Annotated in this window: 26 protein-coding genes, 1 tRNA gene and 3 pseudogenes; 25 read left to right on the top strand and 5 right to left on the bottom strand. The window is 63.9% G+C overall.

Annotated elements, in window-relative coordinates:
• Positions 1-120 precede the first annotated feature (120 nt).
• Genes DPM13_RS27650 through DPM13_RS07955 form a run of 6 tightly spaced genes read left to right on the top strand, consistent with a single transcriptional unit; the run spans position 121 to position 4969 of the window.
• Entirely contained in the window at positions 121-453 is a 333-nt protein-coding gene (locus tag DPM13_RS27650; RefSeq protein WP_449579261.1) for a hypothetical protein, read from the top strand.
• A complete protein-coding gene (gene selA / locus DPM13_RS07970) occupies positions 453-1784 on the top strand; it encodes an L-seryl-tRNA(Sec) selenium transferase (RefSeq protein WP_112887792.1) in 1332 nt (443 codons plus the stop codon). The genes DPM13_RS27650 and selA overlap by 1 nt, the downstream gene beginning before the upstream one ends.
• Positions 1781-3442: a selenocysteine-specific translation elongation factor gene (gene selB / locus DPM13_RS07965; protein ID WP_223252446.1), complete on the top strand. Its 1662-nt coding sequence runs from the start codon at positions 1781-1783 to the stop codon at positions 3440-3442. Before selA ends, selB begins: the two co-directional genes overlap by 4 nt.
• 31 nt (positions 3443-3473) lie before the next feature.
• Positions 3474-3980, top strand: a complete 507-nt coding sequence (locus DPM13_RS22575; RefSeq protein ID WP_223252445.1) for a SelB domain-containing protein — start codon at positions 3474-3476, stop codon at positions 3978-3980.
• A gap of 59 nt (positions 3981-4039) precedes the next feature.
• Entirely contained in the window at positions 4040-4681 is a 642-nt protein-coding gene (locus DPM13_RS07960; RefSeq protein WP_189654874.1) for a helix-turn-helix domain-containing protein, read from the top strand.
• A 48-nt stretch (positions 4682-4729) separates the two neighbouring features.
• Positions 4730-4969 carry a hypothetical protein gene (locus DPM13_RS07955; RefSeq protein WP_112887790.1) on the top strand — a complete coding sequence of 80 codons (240 nt, stop codon included), beginning with the start codon at positions 4730-4732 and terminating at the stop codon, positions 4967-4969.
• Between the two features lie 154 nt (positions 4970-5123).
• Here DPM13_RS07955 and DPM13_RS19675 read toward each other — a convergent pair whose 3' ends face one another.
• Complete coding sequence (locus DPM13_RS19675) at positions 5124-5432, bottom strand: hypothetical protein (RefSeq protein ID WP_145963330.1); 309 nt, start codon at positions 5430-5432, stop codon at positions 5124-5126.
• 122 nt (positions 5433-5554) lie between these two features.
• Between DPM13_RS19675 and DPM13_RS07950 the strand changes: the two genes are divergently transcribed.
• Positions 5555-6079: a hypothetical protein gene (locus DPM13_RS07950; RefSeq protein ID WP_145963329.1), complete on the top strand. Its 525-nt coding sequence runs from the start codon at positions 5555-5557 to the stop codon at positions 6077-6079.
• Positions 6080-6202: 123 nt separating this feature from the next.
• Here DPM13_RS07950 and DPM13_RS07945 read toward each other — a convergent pair whose 3' ends face one another.
• The 3 genes from DPM13_RS07945 to DPM13_RS07935 are packed head-to-tail and all read right to left on the bottom strand — an operon-like array spanning position 6203 to position 7289.
• Positions 6203-6424 (bottom strand): BrnA antitoxin family protein, encoded by a 222-nt coding sequence (locus DPM13_RS07945; RefSeq protein ID WP_112887788.1) that lies wholly within the window; start codon positions 6422-6424, stop codon positions 6203-6205.
• Positions 6408-6680 (bottom strand): BrnT family toxin, encoded by a 273-nt coding sequence (locus tag DPM13_RS07940; RefSeq protein ID WP_080621287.1) that lies wholly within the window; start codon positions 6678-6680, stop codon positions 6408-6410. The genes DPM13_RS07945 and DPM13_RS07940 overlap by 17 nt, the downstream gene beginning before the upstream one ends.
• A gap of 60 nt (positions 6681-6740) precedes the next feature.
• Positions 6741-7289: a hypothetical protein gene (locus DPM13_RS07935; RefSeq protein ID WP_112887787.1), complete on the bottom strand. Its 549-nt coding sequence runs from the start codon at positions 7287-7289 to the stop codon at positions 6741-6743.
• A gap of 101 nt (positions 7290-7390) precedes the next feature.
• On the opposite strand from DPM13_RS07935, the gene DPM13_RS20585 reads away from it, so the two are divergent.
• The 13 genes and pseudogenes from DPM13_RS20585 (at position 7391) to DPM13_RS07885 (ending at position 11880) form a co-directional block, all read left to right on the top strand.
• Entirely contained in the window at positions 7391-7546 is a 156-nt protein-coding gene (locus DPM13_RS20585; RefSeq protein WP_189654873.1) for a hypothetical protein, read from the top strand.
• 248 nt (positions 7547-7794) lie between these two features.
• The gene (locus DPM13_RS26775; RefSeq protein ID WP_080621284.1) at positions 7795-7998 is read left to right on the top strand and encodes a helix-turn-helix transcriptional regulator; all 204 of its coding nucleotides are present in this window, start codon (positions 7795-7797) and stop codon (positions 7996-7998) included.
• Positions 7973-8332, top strand: a complete 360-nt coding sequence (locus DPM13_RS20580; protein ID WP_189654872.1) for a hypothetical protein — start codon at positions 7973-7975, stop codon at positions 8330-8332. Before DPM13_RS26775 ends, DPM13_RS20580 begins: the two co-directional genes overlap by 26 nt.
• Positions 8329-8508, top strand: a complete 180-nt coding sequence (locus DPM13_RS07925) for a hypothetical protein (protein WP_112887786.1) — start codon at positions 8329-8331, stop codon at positions 8506-8508. The genes DPM13_RS20580 and DPM13_RS07925 overlap by 4 nt, the downstream gene beginning before the upstream one ends.
• Positions 8509-8609: 101 nt before the next feature.
• Positions 8610-8945 (top strand): hypothetical protein, encoded by a 336-nt coding sequence (locus DPM13_RS07920; protein ID WP_145963328.1) that lies wholly within the window; start codon positions 8610-8612, stop codon positions 8943-8945.
• Positions 8942-9193: a hypothetical protein gene (locus tag DPM13_RS07915; RefSeq protein ID WP_145963327.1), complete on the top strand. Its 252-nt coding sequence runs from the start codon at positions 8942-8944 to the stop codon at positions 9191-9193. Before DPM13_RS07920 ends, DPM13_RS07915 begins: the two co-directional genes overlap by 4 nt.
• A gap of 213 nt (positions 9194-9406) precedes the next feature.
• Positions 9407-9580 carry a hypothetical protein gene (locus DPM13_RS20575; RefSeq protein ID WP_189654871.1) on the top strand — a complete coding sequence of 58 codons (174 nt, stop codon included), beginning with the start codon at positions 9407-9409 and terminating at the stop codon, positions 9578-9580.
• Positions 9577-10584: a tyrosine-type recombinase/integrase gene (locus tag DPM13_RS07905; RefSeq protein ID WP_112887782.1), complete on the top strand. Its 1008-nt coding sequence runs from the start codon at positions 9577-9579 to the stop codon at positions 10582-10584. Before DPM13_RS20575 ends, DPM13_RS07905 begins: the two co-directional genes overlap by 4 nt.
• A 76-nt stretch (positions 10585-10660) precedes the next feature.
• Positions 10661-10756: transfer RNA gene (locus DPM13_RS20140), tRNA-Sec, on the top strand.
• 17 nt (positions 10757-10773) lie between these two features.
• Positions 10774-10983, top strand: coding sequence for a hypothetical protein (locus DPM13_RS20570; RefSeq protein ID WP_189654870.1), 210 nt, complete (start codon positions 10774-10776; stop codon positions 10981-10983).
• Between the two features lie 195 nt (positions 10984-11178).
• Positions 11179-11310 (top strand): annotated as a pseudogene (locus DPM13_RS07895) (IS3 family transposase); the annotation flags it as partial.
• Positions 11311-11452: 142 nt separating this feature from the next.
• Positions 11453-11605: a phage integrase central domain-containing protein gene (locus DPM13_RS26770; protein ID WP_397246031.1), complete on the top strand. Its 153-nt coding sequence runs from the start codon at positions 11453-11455 to the stop codon at positions 11603-11605.
• Between the two features lie 134 nt (positions 11606-11739).
• The gene (locus DPM13_RS07885) at positions 11740-11880 is read left to right on the top strand and encodes a DUF3008 family protein (protein ID WP_223252444.1); all 141 of its coding nucleotides are present in this window, start codon (positions 11740-11742) and stop codon (positions 11878-11880) included.
• A gap of 79 nt (positions 11881-11959) precedes the next feature.
• On the opposite strand, the gene DPM13_RS27645 is transcribed toward DPM13_RS07885, so the two are convergent.
• On the bottom strand, positions 11960-12163 hold the full coding sequence (locus DPM13_RS27645) for a hypothetical protein (protein WP_449579260.1): 204 nt from the start codon (positions 12161-12163) through the stop codon (positions 11960-11962).
• A gap of 2134 nt (positions 12164-14297) precedes the next feature.
• On the opposite strand from DPM13_RS27645, the gene DPM13_RS07870 reads away from it, so the two are divergent.
• From DPM13_RS07870 to DPM13_RS22560, 5 genes and pseudogenes are all read left to right on the top strand, one after another.
• Positions 14298-14570, top strand: coding sequence for a hypothetical protein (locus DPM13_RS07870; RefSeq protein WP_112887778.1), 273 nt, complete (start codon positions 14298-14300; stop codon positions 14568-14570).
• Positions 14564-14656: pseudogene (locus DPM13_RS22570) on the top strand (4-carboxymuconolactone decarboxylase); the annotation flags it as partial. The gene DPM13_RS07870 and the pseudogene DPM13_RS22570, both read left to right, overlap by 7 nt.
• A 418-nt stretch (positions 14657-15074) precedes the next feature.
• A complete protein-coding gene (locus tag DPM13_RS07860) occupies positions 15075-15254 on the top strand; it encodes a VapE domain-containing protein (RefSeq protein ID WP_112887777.1) in 180 nt (59 codons plus the stop codon).
• A 212-nt stretch (positions 15255-15466) separates the two neighbouring features.
• A complete protein-coding gene (locus DPM13_RS22565) occupies positions 15467-15826 on the top strand; it encodes a nitrilase-related carbon-nitrogen hydrolase (protein ID WP_223252443.1) in 360 nt (119 codons plus the stop codon).
• A 1367-nt stretch (positions 15827-17193) separates the two neighbouring features.
• Positions 17194-18520 (top strand): annotated as a pseudogene (locus DPM13_RS22560) (transposase).
• Positions 18521-18525: the final 5 nt, after the last annotated feature.

Raw genomic sequence — 18525 nt, 5'->3', positions numbered from 1 at the left:
CCCCGCACCTGTTCGCGGCGGCGGCCCTGAGTCCATGCCGCGCTGGCCGCCTCGGGGCTGCAGGCCGACCGGCTGGTGCCCGTCGGCATCGGCACCTGCCCGGCCTGCGGCGGAAGGCCCGTGGCCAGCTTGGTCACGGAAAACATCGGCGCCGAAGGCGCGCGCTATTGTTCCTGCGCCACCTGCCAGACGCTCTGGAACGAGGTGCGGGTGAAATGCACCTGCTGCGGCTCGACCAAGGGCATCACCTATCGCTCGGTCGAGGTCGAGGACGCCGCCGTCAAGGCCGAGATCTGCCGCGAATGCGGCAAATGGGTCAAGATCCTGTACCAGAACAAGAACCCCACGCTGGAAGCGATCGCGGACGATGTGGCGAGCCTTGGCCTGGACCTGATGATGCGGGACACGGACTGGGTCCGGGGCGGCTATAACCCGTTCCTGGCAGGATACTGATGGACCTGCGCGCCCTGCCCTCGGTCGAGCGGCTGCTGGCGCAGGCCGATGCGCTGGTCGCGGCCCACGGCCGGGCCCTGGCGACACAGGCGCTGCGCGCGGAACTGGCCGCGATCCGCCAGGACCGGCCCCATCCCCTGCCCGATGCCGGCGCGATCCTGAAGGCCGCGGCCCGCGCGCTGGACGCCGCCGCCCGCTCGGCGCTGCGGCCGGTCCTGAACCTGACCGGCACCGTCCTGCACACCAACCTGGGCCGCGCCGTGCTGGCCGATCACGCCATCGCGGCGGCGCTGGACGCGATGCGCGCGCCCGCGGCGCTGGAATTCGACCTCGGCAGCGGCGGGCGCGGCGAACGCGACAGCCACCTGCGCGGCCTTCTGTGCGAACTGACGGGGGCCGAGGACGCCACCGTCGTCAACAACAACGCCGCCGCCGTGCTGATCGTCCTGAACACCCTGGCCCGGGGGCGCGAGGCGGTCCTGTCGCGCGGCGAGCTGATCGAGATCGGCGGCGCCTTTCGCATGCCCGCGATCATGGAACAGGCGGGCTGCACCCTGCGCGAGGTCGGCACCACCAACCGCACCCATCCCCGCGACTATCGCGAAGCCATCGGCCCCGACACCGCCCTGCTGATGAAGGTGCATACCTCGAACTATCGGATCGAGGGCTTTACGGCCGAGGTGCCCGCCCCGGATCTTGCCCGGATCGCGCATGACGCGGGCCTGCCTCTGGTCAACGACCTCGGCTCGGGCACGCTGGTCGATCTGCGATCCTGGGGCCTTGCGCCCGAGCCCACCGTGGCCGAGGCGGTGGCCGAAGGCGCCGACGTGGTGACGTTCTCTGGCGACAAGCTGCTGGGCGGACCGCAGGCGGGTTTCATCGTCGGCCGCCGCGACATCATCGCCGCCATCAACAAGAACCCGCTGAAACGCGCCCTGCGGCTGGACAAGATCCGCATCGCCGCGACCGAGGCGACGCTGCGGTTGTACCGCGACCCCGACACGCTGGCCGAACGCCTGCCGACCCTGCGCCTGCTGTCGCGCCCCGAGGCCGAGATCCGCGCCCAGGCCGAACGCCTGGCCCCGCAGGTGGCGCAGGCTCTGGGCTGCGCGGCGGCGGTCGTCCCCTGCGCCAGCCAGATCGGCTCGGGCGCGTTGCCCACGGACACCATCCCCAGCGCGGGCCTTGCCCTGACCCCCGCGCCCGAGGCGCTGGCAGCCCGGCTACGGTCGCTGAAAACCCCGATCATTGGCCGCATCCACGACGGCGCGCTGATCCTGGACCTGCGCTGCCTGCCCGACGACGCGGCGCTGCTGAACGCCCTGGCATGATCGTCGGGACCGCGGGCCACATCGACCACGGCAAGACCGCGCTGGTCAAGGCGCTGACCGGCGTCGACGCCGACCGTCTGGCCGAGGAAAAGGCCCGCGGCATCACCATCGAACTGGGCTTTGCCTATGCCGACCTGGGCGGCGGTGCCGTCACCGGCTTTGTCGACGTGCCGGGGCACGAGAAATTCGTCCATACCATGCTGGCCGGCGCCGGCGGCATCGACATGGCGCTGCTGGTCGTGGCCGCCGACGACGGCATCATGCCGCAGACGCGCGAGCATCTGGCGATCCTGGACCTGCTGGGCGTGTCCCACGGCATCGTGGCGCTGACGAAGGCCGACCTTGCGACGCCCGCGCGGATCGCCGAACTTTCGGCCCAGGTTTCCGCGCTGCTGGCGGGCACCGGCCTGGCTGGGGCGCCCGTCCTGCCGGTCTCGGCGCTGACCGGCGACGGGATCGACGCCCTGCGCAACGCCCTGGCGGCGGCGGAGGCCCGGACCGCCCGCCCCGCCGACGCCGCCCGCTTCCGCATGGCCATCGACCGCAGCTTTACCCTGTCGGGCGCGGGCACGGTCGTGACAGGCACCGTGCTTTCGGGCCGGGTCTCGGTCGGGGACCAGGTGCTGCTTTCACCCCAGGGCATCCCGGCACGGGTGCGCGCGATCCATGCCCAGAACCGCCCCGCCCCGACCGGCAGCGCCGGCCAGCGCTGCGCGCTGAACCTGGCCGGCCCCGCGCGCGAGGCCATTCATCGCGGCGACGTGGCGCTGGACCCGGACCTGCACGCGCCGACCGACCGCATCGACGTCGAGTTGCGGGTGCTCGCCTCCGAGCCCAAGGCGCTGGCGACCTGGTTCCCCGCCCGCCTGCACCTGGGCGCGGCGGAAACCGGGGCCCGCATCGTGCCGCTCGAGGGGGCCATCGCGCCGGGCGAAACGGCGCTTGCCCAGCTGGTGCTCGACCGTCCGCTTGCCGCGAGCTTCGGGGAACGCTTCATCCTGCGCGACGTATCGGCCCGGCGCACCATCGGCGGCGGCCGGCTGGTCGACCTGCGCGCCCCCGCCCGCCGCCGCGCCCGGCCCGAGCGTCTGGCCGCCCTGCGCGCCGCCGCTCTGCCGGATCCCCTGGCCGCGCTTCGGGCGCTGGCGGCGCTGGGGCCGGTCGATCTGGACGCCTTCGCCCGCGACCGCGCACTGTCCGCCGCCGGTCTGGAAACCCCGGCGACCGCTCTGATCCCCGGCACCCGCCTGGTCAGCACCCCGGCGGCGCTGGACGGCCTGCGCCGCCAGATGGCCGAGGCGCTGGACGCCTTTCACCGCGACAACGCCGACCTGCAGGGCATCGGCCGCGAAAAGCTGCGCCTGGCGCTGGACCCGCGCCTGTCGCGTCCCGATTTCACCGCCTTCCTGCGCCACGACGCCGAGGCCGGCCGCATCGCCCTGGACGGTGCCTTCGTCCGCCTGCCCGGCCACCTGCCGCGCCTGTCCCCCGAGGACGAGGCGATGCTGGCCCGCATCCTGCCCCGCCTGTCGGGCGAGGACCGCTTTCGCCCGCCCCGCACCCGCGATTTCGCGACCGAGTTCGGCGCCGAGGAGGCCGAGGTCCGCCGCATCCTGCGCATGGCCGCGCGCCAGGGCCATCGACCAGATCGCGCATGACCATTTCTTCGCCCGCGCCACCACGCGCGAGATGGTGGCGATCATCCGCGACCTGGCCGGCCCCGGCAACGACTGGTTCACCGCCCCCGCCTTTCGCGACCGGGTGCAGAACGGGCGCAAGGTCGCGATCCAGATCCTGGATTTCTTCGACCGCCACGGCCTGACCTTGCGCCGCGGCGACCTTCGTCGCATCAACCCGCACCGCATCGACCTGTTCGGCGAGGCGGACGGACCCGAACAAGGCGCGTGCGATAGCCGCCCGTGTTGTTGCCCGCCCGCGGATGGCTTAACCAGGGCCGCGATGGAAGAGAATCGTCCCCGGTGGGGCGGCCGGACTTCAAATCCGTGCAAAAATCCGGGGATAATCAGCAGGCCTAGTTGCGCGGGCCTTTCGGACATTTCGGGAACAAACAGCGAAAGTTGCGACGCGCTGGGCACTGTCCAGAAGCCGGCTCGGGCGCCAGACGGCCTCGGCCCCTGGATCCCGAACGACTATCGCGACCTGCGTGATCGCATCCTCGGGGTGGGCGCGGAATGAGCGTGTATTGTTCTTCGCTGGCGTGGCGTCATGGCCCAGCGGATCGAAACGACCTGCTGGTGCTTCTCGCCATCGCTGATTTTGCAGACGATGACGGCTATTGCTGGCCGTCGATCAAGTCCCTCGCCAAGAAGGCACGCATGACCGAGCGTGGCGTTCAAAAGATCGTTCGGCGGCTTGAGGCGCAGGCTCTCGTTTCAATCCTGACAGGCACCGGCCGGCGTAACTGTAACGAATATACCCTGAACCTCGATCTGCTACAAAAGGGTGAACGGGAAACCCTGAACCATGTTCACCCTGAACAGGGTTCACCCCGAACCCGGAAACACAAACCCCGAACCAGCGAACAGGAAAAGGTGAACGGCCGTTCACCCGAACCATCAAGAACCATCACTAACCATCAAGATGATGATGATGATGATGCCGCCGCCGCATGCGAATTTTCGGACACGGCTTTTGAGACCCCATTTGATTTCGAAGATGAAGGGACACAACACCTTGCCATTCCACTAGCCGATTTTCGTTCACGCATCCTCGAAGCGATCGGCATCGAGCCGGGAAGTTCCTCGGCGCTGGGTGGCCCCGCCGACATGGCCGAGGCCCGCCGCTGGCTGACGCTTCCGCATGCCACCAAGAACGGGTCTGCGACAAAATCCGATGCGGTGAAGATGCGCAAGTGCGCCGAGCGACCGAGAATCTGAAGGTTCGGATGAATCTGACGATGATAATTAATCTACAACGAGGAAGCCATGAAGCCGCTGCTGCCCGCCGAACCGCGGCAAGCATACGCATACCGGGAACGCGCAGCGCCGCCGCACAAGGGCCCACCTGTGGTCGATTTGGACGCGCTGGCAGAGCGCTGGGTGGAGCCGGTCAAGGCGGGCCGTGCCTATGCCGGGTCCAGCATCAAGCCTGCCGTCGCGCGGCATATGCTGGACCGTGGCCTCGTCACCGAAATCGAGCTGCGCCGCGTGGGGGTGGCCCTGTGAACGCCGGCCTTCATTTTGCAGCAGGCCTTCTGACGCTGAGCGGGCGCCCGGCGGGCGCCTGGATCAGTGGCAACCGCTGATGGTTTGGCTGCCCAGCTGCGACCGGCGGCGCGTGCCGCCCGCCCCACTATCCTCGAGAGCCAAAGGGGGTCTTTCACGGGTCCTTTTGCGAGGGGTACGCCATGCGGGGGGCGAGGTCCCGCAGAAATTTACTTGTGCGTGGTCTTTCAAAACCGATTTCCGTTTCTTCCGATCGCCCGGGCGTTGGAAATTCCGCCAGAGGAACGCGCACCGAAAGCCCGGAAAATGCACCCATCCGGTTCCGAAAGAGGCTGAAATCGTTGGAGCGTCCCTTGAAAACCAGCGTCGAACTTGACGCCGAAACTGCCCGGCGCGTCGAGGCCGAGCGTGTCAGCGTGGACTGGTCCACCGCACGCCGCTGCTTGCCGCCGGGCAGGCCCATGCGGCCCTTGGTGTCGTGGTTCCCCTGGCCAGCCCGGAGAGAGCCCCATGACCCGCTGGAGCCGCCGCATTGCCTCGCCAAACGCTGCCATCGACCTGGACCTGTCCGAGGTGCGGCGCGTCATGGCCGAGCTTGAGAACACCAAGGAGGAAATCGGCGCCGCTACCACCAAGGCCTTGCGCCGCACTGCCAGCGCGCTGCGCGTCATGGCCTCGAAGCGGCTCACGTCGGAACTGCAAATCCGCAAGGCGATGGAGTTGCGCAAGCGGATGAAGGACATGAAGCTTAGGGTCAAAAGCGACGGCTCGGCCGTGATGGGGATGTGGTTCGGGCTGAACGATATGGGCGTGTCGAAGTTCAAGGGCCGGATCAGGAAAACCCCAGCCGGCGCCAGCTTTCGCGGTGTCGAGTATCCGGGTACGTTTGTGGCCAAGATGGCCGAGGATCGCCTCCTGTCGATCTACAAGCGTCGCGGTCGTGACCGTTTTCCCGTGGTCGAGCAGACCTTGCCGATCAAGGATCAGGCCGATGTGATCATTGAGGACGAGATTTTCCCCGAGGCGACCCGCATCTTCATGAAGAACCTGCTGCACGAACTGCGCTATCGCGCCCGGCTGCGGGCCGAGAAGGCAGCGCGCGGCGGCTGATGAACGGCTTGGCGCGTTTCCATTGGCGCGCCTGGCAGATCGCGAGGGAGTGGTTTCCCGGCGCGGTCACGAAGCCCCCGGTCCTAGGCCGGGGGCTTTCGTATAGGCCCCAATGGTGGCGTGTCAGACCCCCGCCACCTTGCGCAACGCCTCGTCTATGCGGCTTTGCCAGCCCGGGCCGCCCGCCTTGAAATAGGCGATCACCTCGGGGCTGAGGCGAATGGTGGTGCTGATCTTGGGATTGTCCAGCTTGGGCCGGCCGCGCTGGACTGTGGCGTTGGCGGCGCGCTTTTCCCAGTACGGGGTCGCCAGGTCGGGGGCGTCGTCGTCAAAATCGGGAGGCATAGGCTTTCTGTTCACGGTCATTGGCCTTTCTCATGCTGATGACGTGGGCGGTATCGCCCCGCTCCGTCCAGACCATCACCACCATGCGGCCCCGCAGGAAGCCGATGCTGATGAGCCGGGTTTCGCCATAGTCGAAGCGGTCGTCCTCGAACGTCAGGGTCGCGCCAGCCAGAACCTCGGCGCCGTCCGCTTCAAGATCGATCCCCCGCTCGGCAAGGGTCTTGGCGCGCTTCGCCGGGTCGCTGGTGCATTTCATGTAGTAACAGTAATGAGCGAGGCGCTGGGCGTCAATATCTGTAGTAACGGAAAGTCGTGGTCAGGGCTTCAGGCGCAGCACCACGCGCCAGCCCATCCGGCGCGGAGAAGGGGAGTTGGTGTCAATCACGGCCTCGAATTGTGAGTTGTCCCCGTCACCTAGAAACCGGTTGAGTTCCGCGAGCTGATCTTGTTGCTCGCTTTGGGTCTCTGCGTGTTCGACTTGGGCCAGCCATCCGGCAAGAGCGTCCTCCATTGGCCTATCGGCGCTCATGGAGATGCGGTTCCCCCCAGGGAGGGTGTAGCTGACAGTCAACTGCGACCAGTCGCGAACCACATCGAAGGCATCAGCGTCCAGATTATAGCGGTCGGCGAAATGAGAAACGCAGTCGCGCCAGCGTTCGGGCGGATCATTGGTCAGCGCCGACAGGATATCCTGGATCGCATCGACAACGCTGCCTCTGTCCAGATCTGGGTCAGGGTATTTTTCTTTCAGGATCGCGATGATTTCTGTGTTCACTGATCCGTCCCCGGCAGCGGCCTTCACCCGGTTATAGAGCGGGGTCGGAATACGGATCGTGTATCGCGTGTAGTCATCTTGCTTTGCCATGCGACGATGGCTGCACGAAATTGGTGATCACCGCAATAAATCTCTTGATCACCAAATTAGTGACATATAAGATGTCACTAATTTGGTGAATGGAGATATGTATGACCGAAGAGATCAGAATGACGGTGCGCCTGCCCCGTTGGGCAGCAGAGTTCTTGGATAAAGCCGGGAAAGAAAATCTCACCAGTCGGAACGCAGAAATCGTCCGATCTGTAAAGGAACGCGCCGAAGCCGCCGGCACCCGCAATCCTGAATGAAAGCGGCCGGGCAGCGTTGGCGCGCTGACACCGGCCATGTTGAAACCCGATCGAAGGGAATTTCCCATGAATATGGACCAAGCACCGTCTCCATTCAACCTGCCCTTTGCGACAGTTGACGCGCGCATTGGCTGAGCCGTCAGCCTGATCGAGGATCACATTGCCATCCTGGCCGCCCAGCGCATCGCGTTGCCCGTCCTCGGGCTCGAGGTCGCCGCCCGCGAGCTGCGCCAGATCGGCGGTGCGAAATGACTGGCGCCGTTCTACAGCCGCTCTTGCTGCGAGACGTGCAGGTCGCGAGCATTTTGGGAGTGCATCGCAATACGATCTGGAACCGCGTCAGGCAAGGCCGTTTCCCCAAGCCCATCAAGTGGGACGGGATCACCGTATGGCGTCGCAAGGACATTGAGGACTTTGTGGAGGCTCTTGGCGAAAACGGAGGTCCCGCATGAACTCGCCGCAACGTTCGCCTTGCCGCTCCTTGGCTCCGCGCATGCTGTGGCGCTGGGCGCTCCCCGGATCCCGCGGTCTGGTCGCCTGCTGGCACCAGACGCGCAGACTGTCGGGAGAGCAGCCAAGCGCGACGACGATCCCGCCGCCTGGGATGCTGAAATGGCCGCGCTGATTAAGCTTCAGGATCAGATCGCCATGGCACCTGCGACCTCGGCCTTGGCGTGGGCGGTCAAGATCGTCGCGGCTGACGACGGCGGAGTGATCGGAAATACCGGCGACCTGGGCCAGATGCTGGTCGCCCAAGCGCGTGAACTCGTGGAGGCGCTGGCATGAAGAGTGAGGTCGAGATGCGCGCCGAAGAGATCTTGCGCCGGGTCTACGCGCTGCCTGCCCGCCAGCAGGATCGGCTGGTCGACTATCTCCTTGCCCACCCCGAGCCGTCCCGGCGCGCGATGGGCAAGCAGCTCAAGGATGTCCTGACCCTGCAACGCCTGGTCGGGGGTGTGTAATGAACCGACGCTCCCTTATCGCAGGCGCAGCCGCGGCGCTGGGCGCCCCGCTGACGGCCGGGGCAGCGCCGGCAGCCTGCTGGCCACCGCATGCAGACCGCATGGCGGAACTGTGCAACGCCTATGTCGCCGCCTTCACCGAATGGGAGGCGGCGGGCGATGATCCCCGAGAGATCGAGTTTCAAGGACCCGTCACCTCGGCGCTTGCGCGTGAAATGCAGGCGCTTGCCGACAAGATCAGGTGCACCCCGATCACCAGCGCGGCAGGCTTCGCCGCATTTTGCCGGTTCGTGCATGTGAGCAATTTCATCGGTGACCGCACCGACGCCATGCCAGACCTTCACCGCTGGCAGTGGCTCAAGATCATGGATTGGTCCGGCGCCGCGCCTGCGCCGGCCCCGATATCGCACAACGTGTTCCTTAGAGGTGCCACATGAGCCGGCGTTCCGCCACAACTCCCGTCACACGGATCATTCGCGTCGATCACACAGCGCAGCCCTTGGATGGTTCCAGCCTGGTCCTGACTAACCGCCATGCGGTCGAAGCGGGCTTCATGGCGAATCTCCCCGTGGTGCTAATCTACCCCAGTGGCCGGAAGGTCAAAGCCTACGAGGCCCGCCTCACCCCGAAAGGGATGGCCGAGATCGCCCGCCAGATGGGCCGGCAGCCCGGAGGTGCCCAATGATGCGCCATGAGCTAAGGCGGCCCGTCATCAGCGCCCTGATGTTCGTGGCTGCCACGCTTCTGATCCTTGCCTTCGGCATGGCGGCGCTGGGCGCCCTGCTGGCGCCGCAGGTCGGCTGGGCGGGCCTATGGGGCGCCGTCACCGACTTCGCCGCCCCACGGCCGCCCAGGTGCGTGCCGAGGGCTGGGCGGCGCTTTCCGAGAGGATGGGATGATGGCGACACGCGTGAGGTTCAGCCAGGCCGACCTTGAGAAGGCGATCCGTACCGCCAAGGCGGCAGGCCTGCCCGTGACTGGCTTCAAGATCGGTCAGCATGGCGAAATCGACGTGCGGTGCGGGCCGCAAGAACCGGGCGACGAATTCGATATGACGGATATGCGGCGATGACAAAGAAGGAGCTGCCGCGTCACGTCTATGCCAAGAAGGGCGGCGCGATCTATTTTCAGCGCCGTGGCTTCAAGACCGTGCGCTTTGCCACCAAGCCAGGAACGCCAGAGTTCGCCGCGGAATATGCGGCCATCCTGCGCGGCCGAGCACCGGTGCCAGAGGGGCGCACGCTGAGGGCTCTGGTGATCTCCTACCAGCTTAGCGATCGGTTCACCGACTTGGCGCCCCGCACACGGGCGGATTATCTGAAGGTGCTCGAGTTCGTGAAGAGCAAGCTTGGCCATCTGCCGGCCGAGCGCATGCAGCGCAAGGATGTGATCCGGGCGCAGGACAGCAACAAGGAGGCGGTGCGCTTCGCCAATTACATCGTCCAGGTGCTCCGCGTGATGTTCGAGCATGCGATCGACCAGGGCTGGCGCAATGACAATCCGGCGAAAGGCGTGCGGCTGCTGAAGAGTGGTCGCCCGCCCCGTCTGCCCTGGCTTGCGGAAATGATCGCCGCCTTCAGACAGGCAACGTCGATCGGCACGCGATCCCGGCTGATCTTCGAGTTGCTTCTCGGCACCGGCCAGCGCATCGGCGATGTGCTCAAGATGCGGTGGGATGATCTCGAGAGCGGCGGGGTGAACGTTCGGCAGAGCAAGACAGGCGCAGCGCTGTGGATACCGTTGACAAGCAGCTTGCGCGAGGCGCTGGGCGCAACCTCCAAGGTCGGGCTTACGATCTGCGCGCAGCCCAATGGGCGACCGACAAGCTACGATGGCGCGCACGCGCTGCTGATGGCCGTCAGGAAGGATATCGGAGCCGAGGCTTACGACATGCACGCGCTGCGTCATACCGCAACGCATGAACTCGCAGCCGCAGGATGCAGCGACGAAACCATTCAGGCGGTAACGGGCCATTCGACGGTGGCGATGGTCGCCCATTATGCCGGTTCCGCCCGGCAAAGGACACGTGCTAAAGAGGCGCAATCGCGCCGGGAACAGAACAGGTGCGAAACGTGAAAGTTGAGAACGCGTTGCGAGAGCGGCAAAGCACCGCTTCCGACGCAGCGAAAAAATCGTCAGTAATGACGGGCTTGGAAGAGAATCGTCCCCGGTGGGGCGGCCGGACTTCAAATCCGGTTGGGGCAGCAGGCCTGTCCCGGGTGGGTTCGACTCCCATTCTCTTCCGCCATGAACACGGGGTGCGGGATGGAACGGGTCGGTCGGATATTCGTGGCCCATCATCTGCTCGCCCACAGTCTTGACCTGACCGTTGCCCGCCGTCTTGATGTAGTAAAGGACATTGGGCGTGTCGTGCATCGCCGCATCGACGCCGCCGGTGCGCAGTTCAAGAACGCGGCGGCGATCATTGCGCCCGTGATCCCGACAAGGAACCAGATCATGGCAATCCGCAATTGATCGAGGTCGACACGGATCTGCGACTTCTCGTTCGTTACGGTTGACCCGGTAAAGGTCAGCAGCACGATCGCCGCGGTAAAGGTCAGCAGCACGATCGCCGCGCCAGAGTTCCCGAACGGACAGCGCCCAGCAGTTGGGCAAATGTCCTGAACCAGGCCATCTGCCATGCCAGCGTAGCTGCGCGAGGCCGATAAGCTGATCCATCACAGTGATCGGGGCAGCCAGTATCTGTCGATCCGATACACCGAGAGACTGGCTGAGGCAGGCATCGATACCTCAGTCGGCAGTGTGGGGGATTCCTATGACAACGCTCTCGCCGAAAGCATTAAGAACGCGAAGCTCTCGGGCGTCGGATGTGGAATGCAGCCCTGATGACCTACGCTGTCGGTGTCGCGTGAGGATCTCGTAGAAGATCGGCGCGGTCGCCTCGCGCACCTGGGCGTGGAACGGATAGGCGGCGGGCGCGCCCTTGATAGCACGACATTGCCCGGTTCTTGAACCGATCTGGACAACCATCGGCGAGACGGCGAAACGGCTACGCGGGCGTATCGAAGCGGTCATACGTTGGGCTGACGGACAGGACAACCGCGACCGCGACAATCCGGCAAGGTGGGTTGGCTGAATCGGCATGTGAGACTGTTATGTCGCGGTGGTCGTAATCACGGCCGATGAGCACATCCGGCAGTTCGGCATAAAGCTGCGCGGCGGCGGCATGGTGTGGCGCAGCGGACGCGGCCAAGCATCAGCGCGCGGGCTTTGGAGATCTCGCATGCCGCCGTGCGGTCTAGCGAACTGCGCGGCGCGTCCAGGGAAATGGAGAAGTCCATGACCGAGCAGGAACTGAAGGACATGGCCCACACCAAGCGCAAGGGCAAGCCCGAGCACAAGGGCGACTGACCGCTCAGGTCGCGGACTGCAGCGCGTCTTGCCCCGGCATCAGCGGCTTGCTCGATCATCGCGATGCTGCGCGCCCGGATCACTTGTGAGATGAACTCATCATGGCACGACTCGAAGTCAACCGATCCGGTGAGATGGAAGTGTTCGTTCGGGTAGTCGAGCTAGGCGGTTTCTCGCCTGCTGCACGGGCTGCGCGCATGACACCTTCGGCGGTCAGCAGGGCTTTGAGGTTGTCGACGGCGAGGAACTGACCGAAAAGGCCCGCGCCATAAAAAGCGCTCATCCACTTGCTCTATGTGCGCGGTACATCCTGTCCGAGCGGCGGGGTTTTATTCAGGAATGGCGAAGCGCGGAAGGGCAGGGGCGCAGGCTCTGTGAGGCGGACGGCTCCCGGCGCAGCCGAAGCATCCAATCCTGGACGACGGCATGACGGTCGGATTACGCCATCATCGAACCCGGCGAAATCCGAACTGTGCTTCCCGGACAAGCCGCGCGATGTGCTGGACGGCTTCGCCGCAATGTCCGCCCGGCTGCGCGACCCGACTGGAGCTGGCCATGATCAAACGGGAATGGGATTGCGCGGCAACTCGATGGGCACAGCTCACCTGGGCGCAACTACGGCCATGCGCTTCCATGGTCTGGAACCTACATCTGACGGAAGCTCCGATCGTTGCCATCATCGCGGTCTCATGCGGTCAGCAGATCTGCCGGTCCCAGACGCGCAACTGGCGGCAAGCCGTGATGAAGCCTTTTGCATCCGATGCCGGCAGGAAGCCGTCGTCCAGGTCCTTGGTTGGTGTCTCACTCGGAACGATCCAGGTCGCGCGGCGCCGCAATATCGTCTAGGGCCGGCCATCCTGTCGGACCGTTGTGCAGCATGAAATATTTCGATACCCATAACTCATGTGCAGCAGAAATAAATTTGTAATCCACATCGGGGGCGCAGGTGATGCCCGTGTCGCAGCTAATTTGCGATGACCAACATCGGACGCCGGAAAATGACCCGCAACACTTCGAAATGCGCAACGCAACCAGTTTCCCAAACCGATCAAACTGCGCCGGAGCAACCGTAGCGCGAAACCCCATGTAAACATGGGAAGCATCGAAATGACAACGATCATCCGAAATAAATCGCACAAACAACGGAAAAAATCGCAGAAATTACGCGAACTCTTCATTGCATCCCTTTTCAAGAAGGCAATAGCGGCAAACGCAACTAGTCATGAGGATCGAATTTCCCACAATCTGCGTAGCTAATTGTGAAGGTGGGTGATATCTAGATGATGGGGTCCTCTCTGTCATTAACTGTTCGACGTCTGATTTTCCTTGGTAACCTCTCTCTGTGGCTACGTCTTCGTACGTGATTCAATTGTGCTCAGTTACTCGTAGGGTTCTTCTTCACTGGCGCTTCGAGCATTACGTGTCTTGACACTTTTCGGAGTGGAGCAGCGCGACACTCGGTGGAATCGACCGACCTTTCGGGAAGCGCGGCGGTCGCTTCGTTCTCGCGCCATGGTGGGTCTGCCGCCCGGTCATCCGCTTTGTGACCACGACGTCGTCCAAGCCGGCGACCTGAACGGATTCGACTTCGTGGCACTCGCGCCGGAGGAACCACGCGACGGAGGACACCACGCGCAAGGAAGCCGATGCGCATTTTTCGGCCTGGCTTGGGGCTGAACCGTCGGGCGAACCCTGATGGACAACCCCCATGCGCCGGGGCAAGATCGTGCTGTGAACCGCCTAATCGCGCAAATGCAAAGTGGATTCTGTTCCTCGGAGGGGTTTCTCTTGGTTGTAGTGTCGCCCCGGCCACGCCACCGGGCGCAGGAGAATACGCGGCACACGCCAGAAGCCGCCATGTCCGCGCGCCCTTAGGCCCACTATGGAAAGGATAAGAGTTGGTGACATTCTTTTCAGATCGTTCGGGGCTATTCCGTTTTTTTTCTTCGTCAACGTTCTGGACGTATCGGGCGGCACGGGCGATTCAGACTTGGTTCGCTTCCGCGCGAACTTTGTTGATCTGGACATCACCAGCACCGCGCGCGCGATTTGCGGAAGGGCGATTTCGGCCTGACCGTCGCTGTTCGTCACTCCAGTCCCGAAAAATTGCATCTATCACTTTCGCACGTCGCCCTATCTCGATACAGCGGGCTTCCGGATGAATCAACAGAAGCTAGACGCGACAGCTCTCGCGGTCGAAGGTCACCACCTGCGCGCCAAAGCCGTTCGGGGCGACCTTCTCCTGGAAGTGCTCGCCGTTCCTAGCACCCGGAAGCCCTTGCTGGGCGCTGCAGCAGCAGCGCGGCCTGCTGGATCAGGCGCTCGGGCGTCTCGGCGGCGCGCAGGCGGCCGATGACGGTGCGCGCCATGCCCAGCACCGGACCCGGCAGAGGGGTCGCGGCACGGCTCGAACCGCGATGGTCGCCATCGACCAACCGAACTGCCGCGAAAACGCCATAGACGCGCATTTCGCGCAGAAAGGCTGGCTGTGGACCGCGACCACACCGGCACATGTGGACAGCTGGGACGGCACGCTGAAGGCCTGCGCGGCCCTGGGCGTCACGCAGCGTGCCAGGGCAATGACCCGAACGACATTCCGCGGGCTATGGCTGAAAGTGGGTCGCCACGGCACCAGCACCGGCGCCGACGATCCTGGCGCGTGTGAGCCGAGGCGCGGCTCGCGCATGTAGCCGATTACGCCGGCGTGCCGCGCGCGAACCATGCCATCAAGATCGCGAAGGAAACCTTCGCCGAAATGGAGGAGACACGTCCATGAACCGCAGCCAGGCCGATTTCCAGGTCAAGCCCCATCTGCGCAATCCCGCGGGTGAGGAGATCGACCATTCGGTATAAAATAAATCAGATCCAGTTGAGGTGACAGGTTCAATTGGCTTAAAGAAATCGATCACAGCACAATTGTCCCAGAGATGGACTGATACAGACCGACCGGCTTGCTGAAGCTGGCTTCTATGGCAGTGTGGTTGGCGGGTAGTGAAGCTCGACTAGTCAGGAGCCGGCCATGATAAGTCGTAGGCAAATGACGAACGGGCCCTGGTGATCGGATAAGGTCGACGCCGTCCCAGGTAAAGATGGTTTCGTAGCTGGCGATTTGGGATGGGACAGGGTGCAGCGACGATGATCTGCGGGTCAACCCCGACGCGGAAAACGCGGAGGACGCCCAGATCGAGAGCTACATGCAGGCCGCCCAGTCCATGATCGAGGGGTGGATCGGTCGCCCCGTCTATCGCAGCATCGAGGATTTGCCGCTCGTCGAAATGATTATCCTAGAAGGTGAACAAGGCGCAAAGAAATCAACGGCGCTCAACATTCTTGCAGGGGATGAATACTTTTCGGACGGTTTGAAACCTGCATGACAATGCCCCCAGCGGGGTACCTGGAGCTGATCGAAATTGGCTGATCGTCGTGCCTCGCGAACGTTAAAACTACGTCGTGCTCGTCACATCACGATCCGACGAGTATCTGTCTTGCGTTGCTCCGAAAACGTGGTTCCAATCCCAAGAACGTCTGCATTCGCGGAACCACGACAACGAATATCGACGAGCACGGCGAACGCTGGAGCGAAGCCGTGCGCGAGCACGAATCGATCCTGGACGCCCTGCGCCGTCGCGCCGGGGACGAACTGGCCAGGCTGTCGCGCGCTATCGGGCAGCGGAACGCTGGTGGCTCGACGGTGACGCGGAACAGGCGCATGCCCGAGCGAACGGAGCCGCGGCATGACCTCACCCTGTCCGCCACTGACCGATGCCGAAAGCTGGTCCGCGCTCGGGTGGGTGGAATTGCCGAGCGCGAGGGGGACCGGCTTTATAACAGCGCGGTCGTCATTGGACCGGACGGGGTACTGGGGGTCTATCGCAAGCTGCATCTCTGGGCGGACGAGAACCTCTGGTTCGAGGCGGGCAATCTGGTCCTGCCGGTCAAAAAATAGCGGAATTGCCCGGCCTTCGGCGGGTTTTTTCGTTTGGATCAAAGAGATACCCACCGCACCCAGCTAGCACGCGGGCCCCACGAGTCTGATCCCGTGTTATGTCATATATTGTTCAATTTACGGTATATTGTTCCTTTCAGTTTTCCTTCGTTTTCATTCTAGTCCCTTCAAAGAGGCGTCTAGTGCCGCGTTGAACTCCGCGGTGGCAAAGGAATTTTTTGCCGCACTAGAGGCATTCTATTTGGTGCGTGGGTGCACATCTAGTCGGTGAAGTTCGTTATAAGATTAGTGCTGCCCGTTCAGCATGGCTGCGTTGTTGTCTGCGCGCGGCTTCGTCGCGTTCTATAGCGCGCAAGGCGTACAGGGCGCTTTCTGCCAGCAGGGGTGATGCGGAAAGCGACGCCGCCGTCCGCGATATCTTGAGGCGGTCTCGGATCGCGGCATCGCTGACCGGCCAGCCGTCCCGCATGAGCGACACGCCGACAGGCCCACGGTGAACGCGATCATATCGCGATTACTGCAGGGCCACGAAACAGTGCAACTGACGAATGCGCATACGGTGGCCCTATGGATCAATGCCAAATCAATATTAGACATGAATGGGGCTTTTTACCAACTATCCACGACAGTCCGGGAGGGGTGCGCAAAAGCGGCCCGGCGATGCAACCGGCATCCGCCGCCCCCTTCTGCCCACCCTGTGGGCCGTGCCGAGCCACTGGCCGCCAGGACGGCCCAATGGGCCGCTGCCGCCGGCCCGCGCGGTGGGGCTTTCCTCATGCTTCGGCCAGGGGGGGGAGGGGGGCGACACGGCGACACGTTTCAAATGACCCTATGTAACAAGTATGTGGCTGCGGCGAATCAATGAGCAGGCGATAAGGAGACGTTCGCACGTGTCGCTCCCCTTCCTGGGCTGGATATGCAGCACTACAGAACGCACAACGGACGAGTCATCCGATGGCCGAAGTTGTTTTCACCTGTAGTCTTATTGAAGGTCGTCGCCGCCCGGTGTGTGCGCCCGTGTGCATGTCGGCGCGCTGTAGCGGTCCCTACCTCCGCCACGATCCGCACGCCCGGCCAGCCCGCATTGATCGGCGCGCCACGGCGTTCCGCGCCGCCTGCTATCCCGCCTATCCACTAGGCCGCTGGGGCGGGCCGTTCGATAGGGTCGCGCCAAACGGTCCGCAGGCCAATTAGTAATGCCGCCATCAGGTCTTGGGATTGCATAGGCGCCCGCTAGCGCCTTATGAGCTTTTCCGGACTAGAATTGTCTATGAGTATGTAGTTTGAACTCTTTATATCGGTGTGTTTCTGGATCTCATAGGCATCAAATATGCTTTTGCCAGATACCCTGCAATTTCCGGTCGCCGATGAAGCCCCATTCCCGCGCCCCTGAACAGGATGACCTGCTCCGCCCGAGACTGGTCGACATGATCGACGCCCGCCATGAGTTGGTGAAGCTTGCGGCACTGATCGACTGGGATTTCTTTGAACGGGAGTGGGCGAGCTTCTTTCCGTCTCGCCAGGGACGGCCAGCGACATCTCCACGCCTGGTGGCGGGGCTCATGTATCTCCAGCACGCCTTCAAGCTCTCTGACGAGGCAGTCGTCGCCCGGTGGGTCGAGAACCCGTATTACCAGCACTTCACCGGCGAGACGTTCTTCCAGCACCGTCCCCCGATCGATCCCTCGTCGCTGGTGCGCTGGCGCAAGCGGATCGGGGAGGAAGGAGTGGAGTGGCTGCTGACCAAGACGATCGAGGCAGGCCGAGCTTCTGGCGCGGTCACCGACAAGAGCCTGAAGCGGGTGGCTGTGGATACGACCGTGATGGAAAAGACCATCGCCCATCCCACGGATGCGCGGCTTTACGAGCGCGCCCGCGCGCTGTTGGTCGGCTTGGCGAAGGAAGCGGGGGTCGATCTGCGCCAGAACTACGCGCCCGGGCCCATCGACCGTGCTGGCCGCCGGTGGGGCGCAATCTTTATTCCGTCAGTCCCCGCGCATGCCTTGGCCCGCGCCAAGCTCAAGGGCGTTGCCGCGTGCGGCTCGAGAGCTGCTCCGCGCCTCCAGGGCGTGCGGCAGAGCAGCACAGTTCAGGATCAAGCGGTAGCTTAGGGCCTAGGGCCGGCCCCGCCTGTTTTGGCGGGCGGGACGGCTGCACGAACCCGAGCTCGATTGCATCTCCAAGGGCAAGACGCGGGTCCGCTACGAATTCGGCACCAAGGTCAGCCTCGCCACGATCATCGGGGAGGGCTTCGTCGTTGGCGTGCGCAGCTTTCCCGGCAACTCTCATGATGGCCACACACTGGTACCGGCGCTGGAGCAGGTCGTCATCCTGACCGACCAGGTGCTCGATCTCGCCGTAGTCGATCGCGGCTATCGCGGCCATGGCGTGGAGACCACCAAGGTCCTGATCAGCGGCACAAGACGCGGCATCACCCCGCTCCTGGCAAAGCTCCTCAGGCGACGAAGTGCCATCGAGCCTGAGATCGGGCACATGAAGAGCGATGGTCGCCTGGCCAGATGCCCGCTGAAAGGCCGCATCGGCGACGCGGTCTTCGCCGTCCTCTGCGCCTGCGGGCACAATATCCGCAAGATCCTCGCCCATCTCAGGGCTCTTTGGACTCTATTGCTTCACCTGATCACGGCGATCATCCGGGGCGAAAGGACCCTTCACCGCCATGCAGTGGCCGCCTGAGGAGT

Origin of the sequence: Paracoccus mutanolyticus (genome assembly GCF_003285265.1) — a bacterium.
GTDB lineage: Bacteria > Pseudomonadota > Alphaproteobacteria > Rhodobacterales > Rhodobacteraceae > Paracoccus > Paracoccus yeei.
The sequence above is the reverse complement of the archived record's forward strand: the minus strand, read 5'-3'. Positions and strand labels throughout refer to the sequence as shown.

What these genes read in the sequence shown, in the direction of transcription:
- selA (WP_112887792.1), top strand. Translation starts at nt 453, where the DNA reads ATGGACCTGCGCGCCCTGCCCTCGGTCGAGCGGCTGCTGGCGCAGGCC.
- selB (WP_223252446.1), top strand. Translation starts at nt 1,781, where the DNA reads ATGATCGTCGGGACCGCGGGCCACATCGACCACGGCAAGACCGCGCTG.
- DPM13_RS22575 (WP_223252445.1), top strand. Translation starts at nt 3,474, where the DNA reads ATGGTGGCGATCATCCGCGACCTGGCCGGCCCCGGCAACGACTGGTTC.
- DPM13_RS07955 (WP_112887790.1), top strand. Translation starts at nt 4,730, where the DNA reads ATGAAGCCGCTGCTGCCCGCCGAACCGCGGCAAGCATACGCATACCGG.
- DPM13_RS19675 (WP_145963330.1), bottom strand. Translation starts at nt 5,432, where the DNA reads ATGGGCCTGCCCGGCGGCAAGCAGCGGCGTGCGGTGGACCAGTCCACG.
- DPM13_RS07950 (WP_145963329.1), top strand. Translation starts at nt 5,555, where the DNA reads ATGGCCGAGCTTGAGAACACCAAGGAGGAAATCGGCGCCGCTACCACC.
- DPM13_RS07945 (WP_112887788.1), bottom strand. Translation starts at nt 6,424, where the DNA reads ATGCCTCCCGATTTTGACGACGACGCCCCCGACCTGGCGACCCCGTAC.
- DPM13_RS07940 (WP_080621287.1), bottom strand. Translation starts at nt 6,680, where the DNA reads ATGAAATGCACCAGCGACCCGGCGAAGCGCGCCAAGACCCTTGCCGAG.
- DPM13_RS07935 (WP_112887787.1), bottom strand. Translation starts at nt 7,289, where the DNA reads ATGGCAAAGCAAGATGACTACACGCGATACACGATCCGTATTCCGACC.
- DPM13_RS20585 (WP_189654873.1), top strand. Translation starts at nt 7,391, where the DNA reads ATGACCGAAGAGATCAGAATGACGGTGCGCCTGCCCCGTTGGGCAGCA.
- DPM13_RS26775 (WP_080621284.1), top strand. Translation starts at nt 7,795, where the DNA reads ATGACTGGCGCCGTTCTACAGCCGCTCTTGCTGCGAGACGTGCAGGTC.
- DPM13_RS07925 (WP_112887786.1), top strand. Translation starts at nt 8,329, where the DNA reads ATGAAGAGTGAGGTCGAGATGCGCGCCGAAGAGATCTTGCGCCGGGTC.
- DPM13_RS07920 (WP_145963328.1), top strand. Translation starts at nt 8,610, where the DNA reads ATGGCGGAACTGTGCAACGCCTATGTCGCCGCCTTCACCGAATGGGAG.
- DPM13_RS07915 (WP_145963327.1), top strand. Translation starts at nt 8,942, where the DNA reads ATGAGCCGGCGTTCCGCCACAACTCCCGTCACACGGATCATTCGCGTC.
- DPM13_RS20575 (WP_189654871.1), top strand. Translation starts at nt 9,407, where the DNA reads ATGGCGACACGCGTGAGGTTCAGCCAGGCCGACCTTGAGAAGGCGATC.
- DPM13_RS07905 (WP_112887782.1), top strand. Translation starts at nt 9,577, where the DNA reads ATGACAAAGAAGGAGCTGCCGCGTCACGTCTATGCCAAGAAGGGCGGC.
- DPM13_RS20570 (WP_189654870.1), top strand. Translation starts at nt 10,774, where the DNA reads ATGGAACGGGTCGGTCGGATATTCGTGGCCCATCATCTGCTCGCCCAC.
- DPM13_RS27645 (WP_449579260.1), bottom strand. Translation starts at nt 12,163, where the DNA reads ATGAGCGCTTTTTATGGCGCGGGCCTTTTCGGTCAGTTCCTCGCCGTC.
- DPM13_RS07870 (WP_112887778.1), top strand. Translation starts at nt 14,298, where the DNA reads ATGGTCGCCATCGACCAACCGAACTGCCGCGAAAACGCCATAGACGCG.
- DPM13_RS07860 (WP_112887777.1), top strand. Translation starts at nt 15,075, where the DNA reads ATGCAGGCCGCCCAGTCCATGATCGAGGGGTGGATCGGTCGCCCCGTC.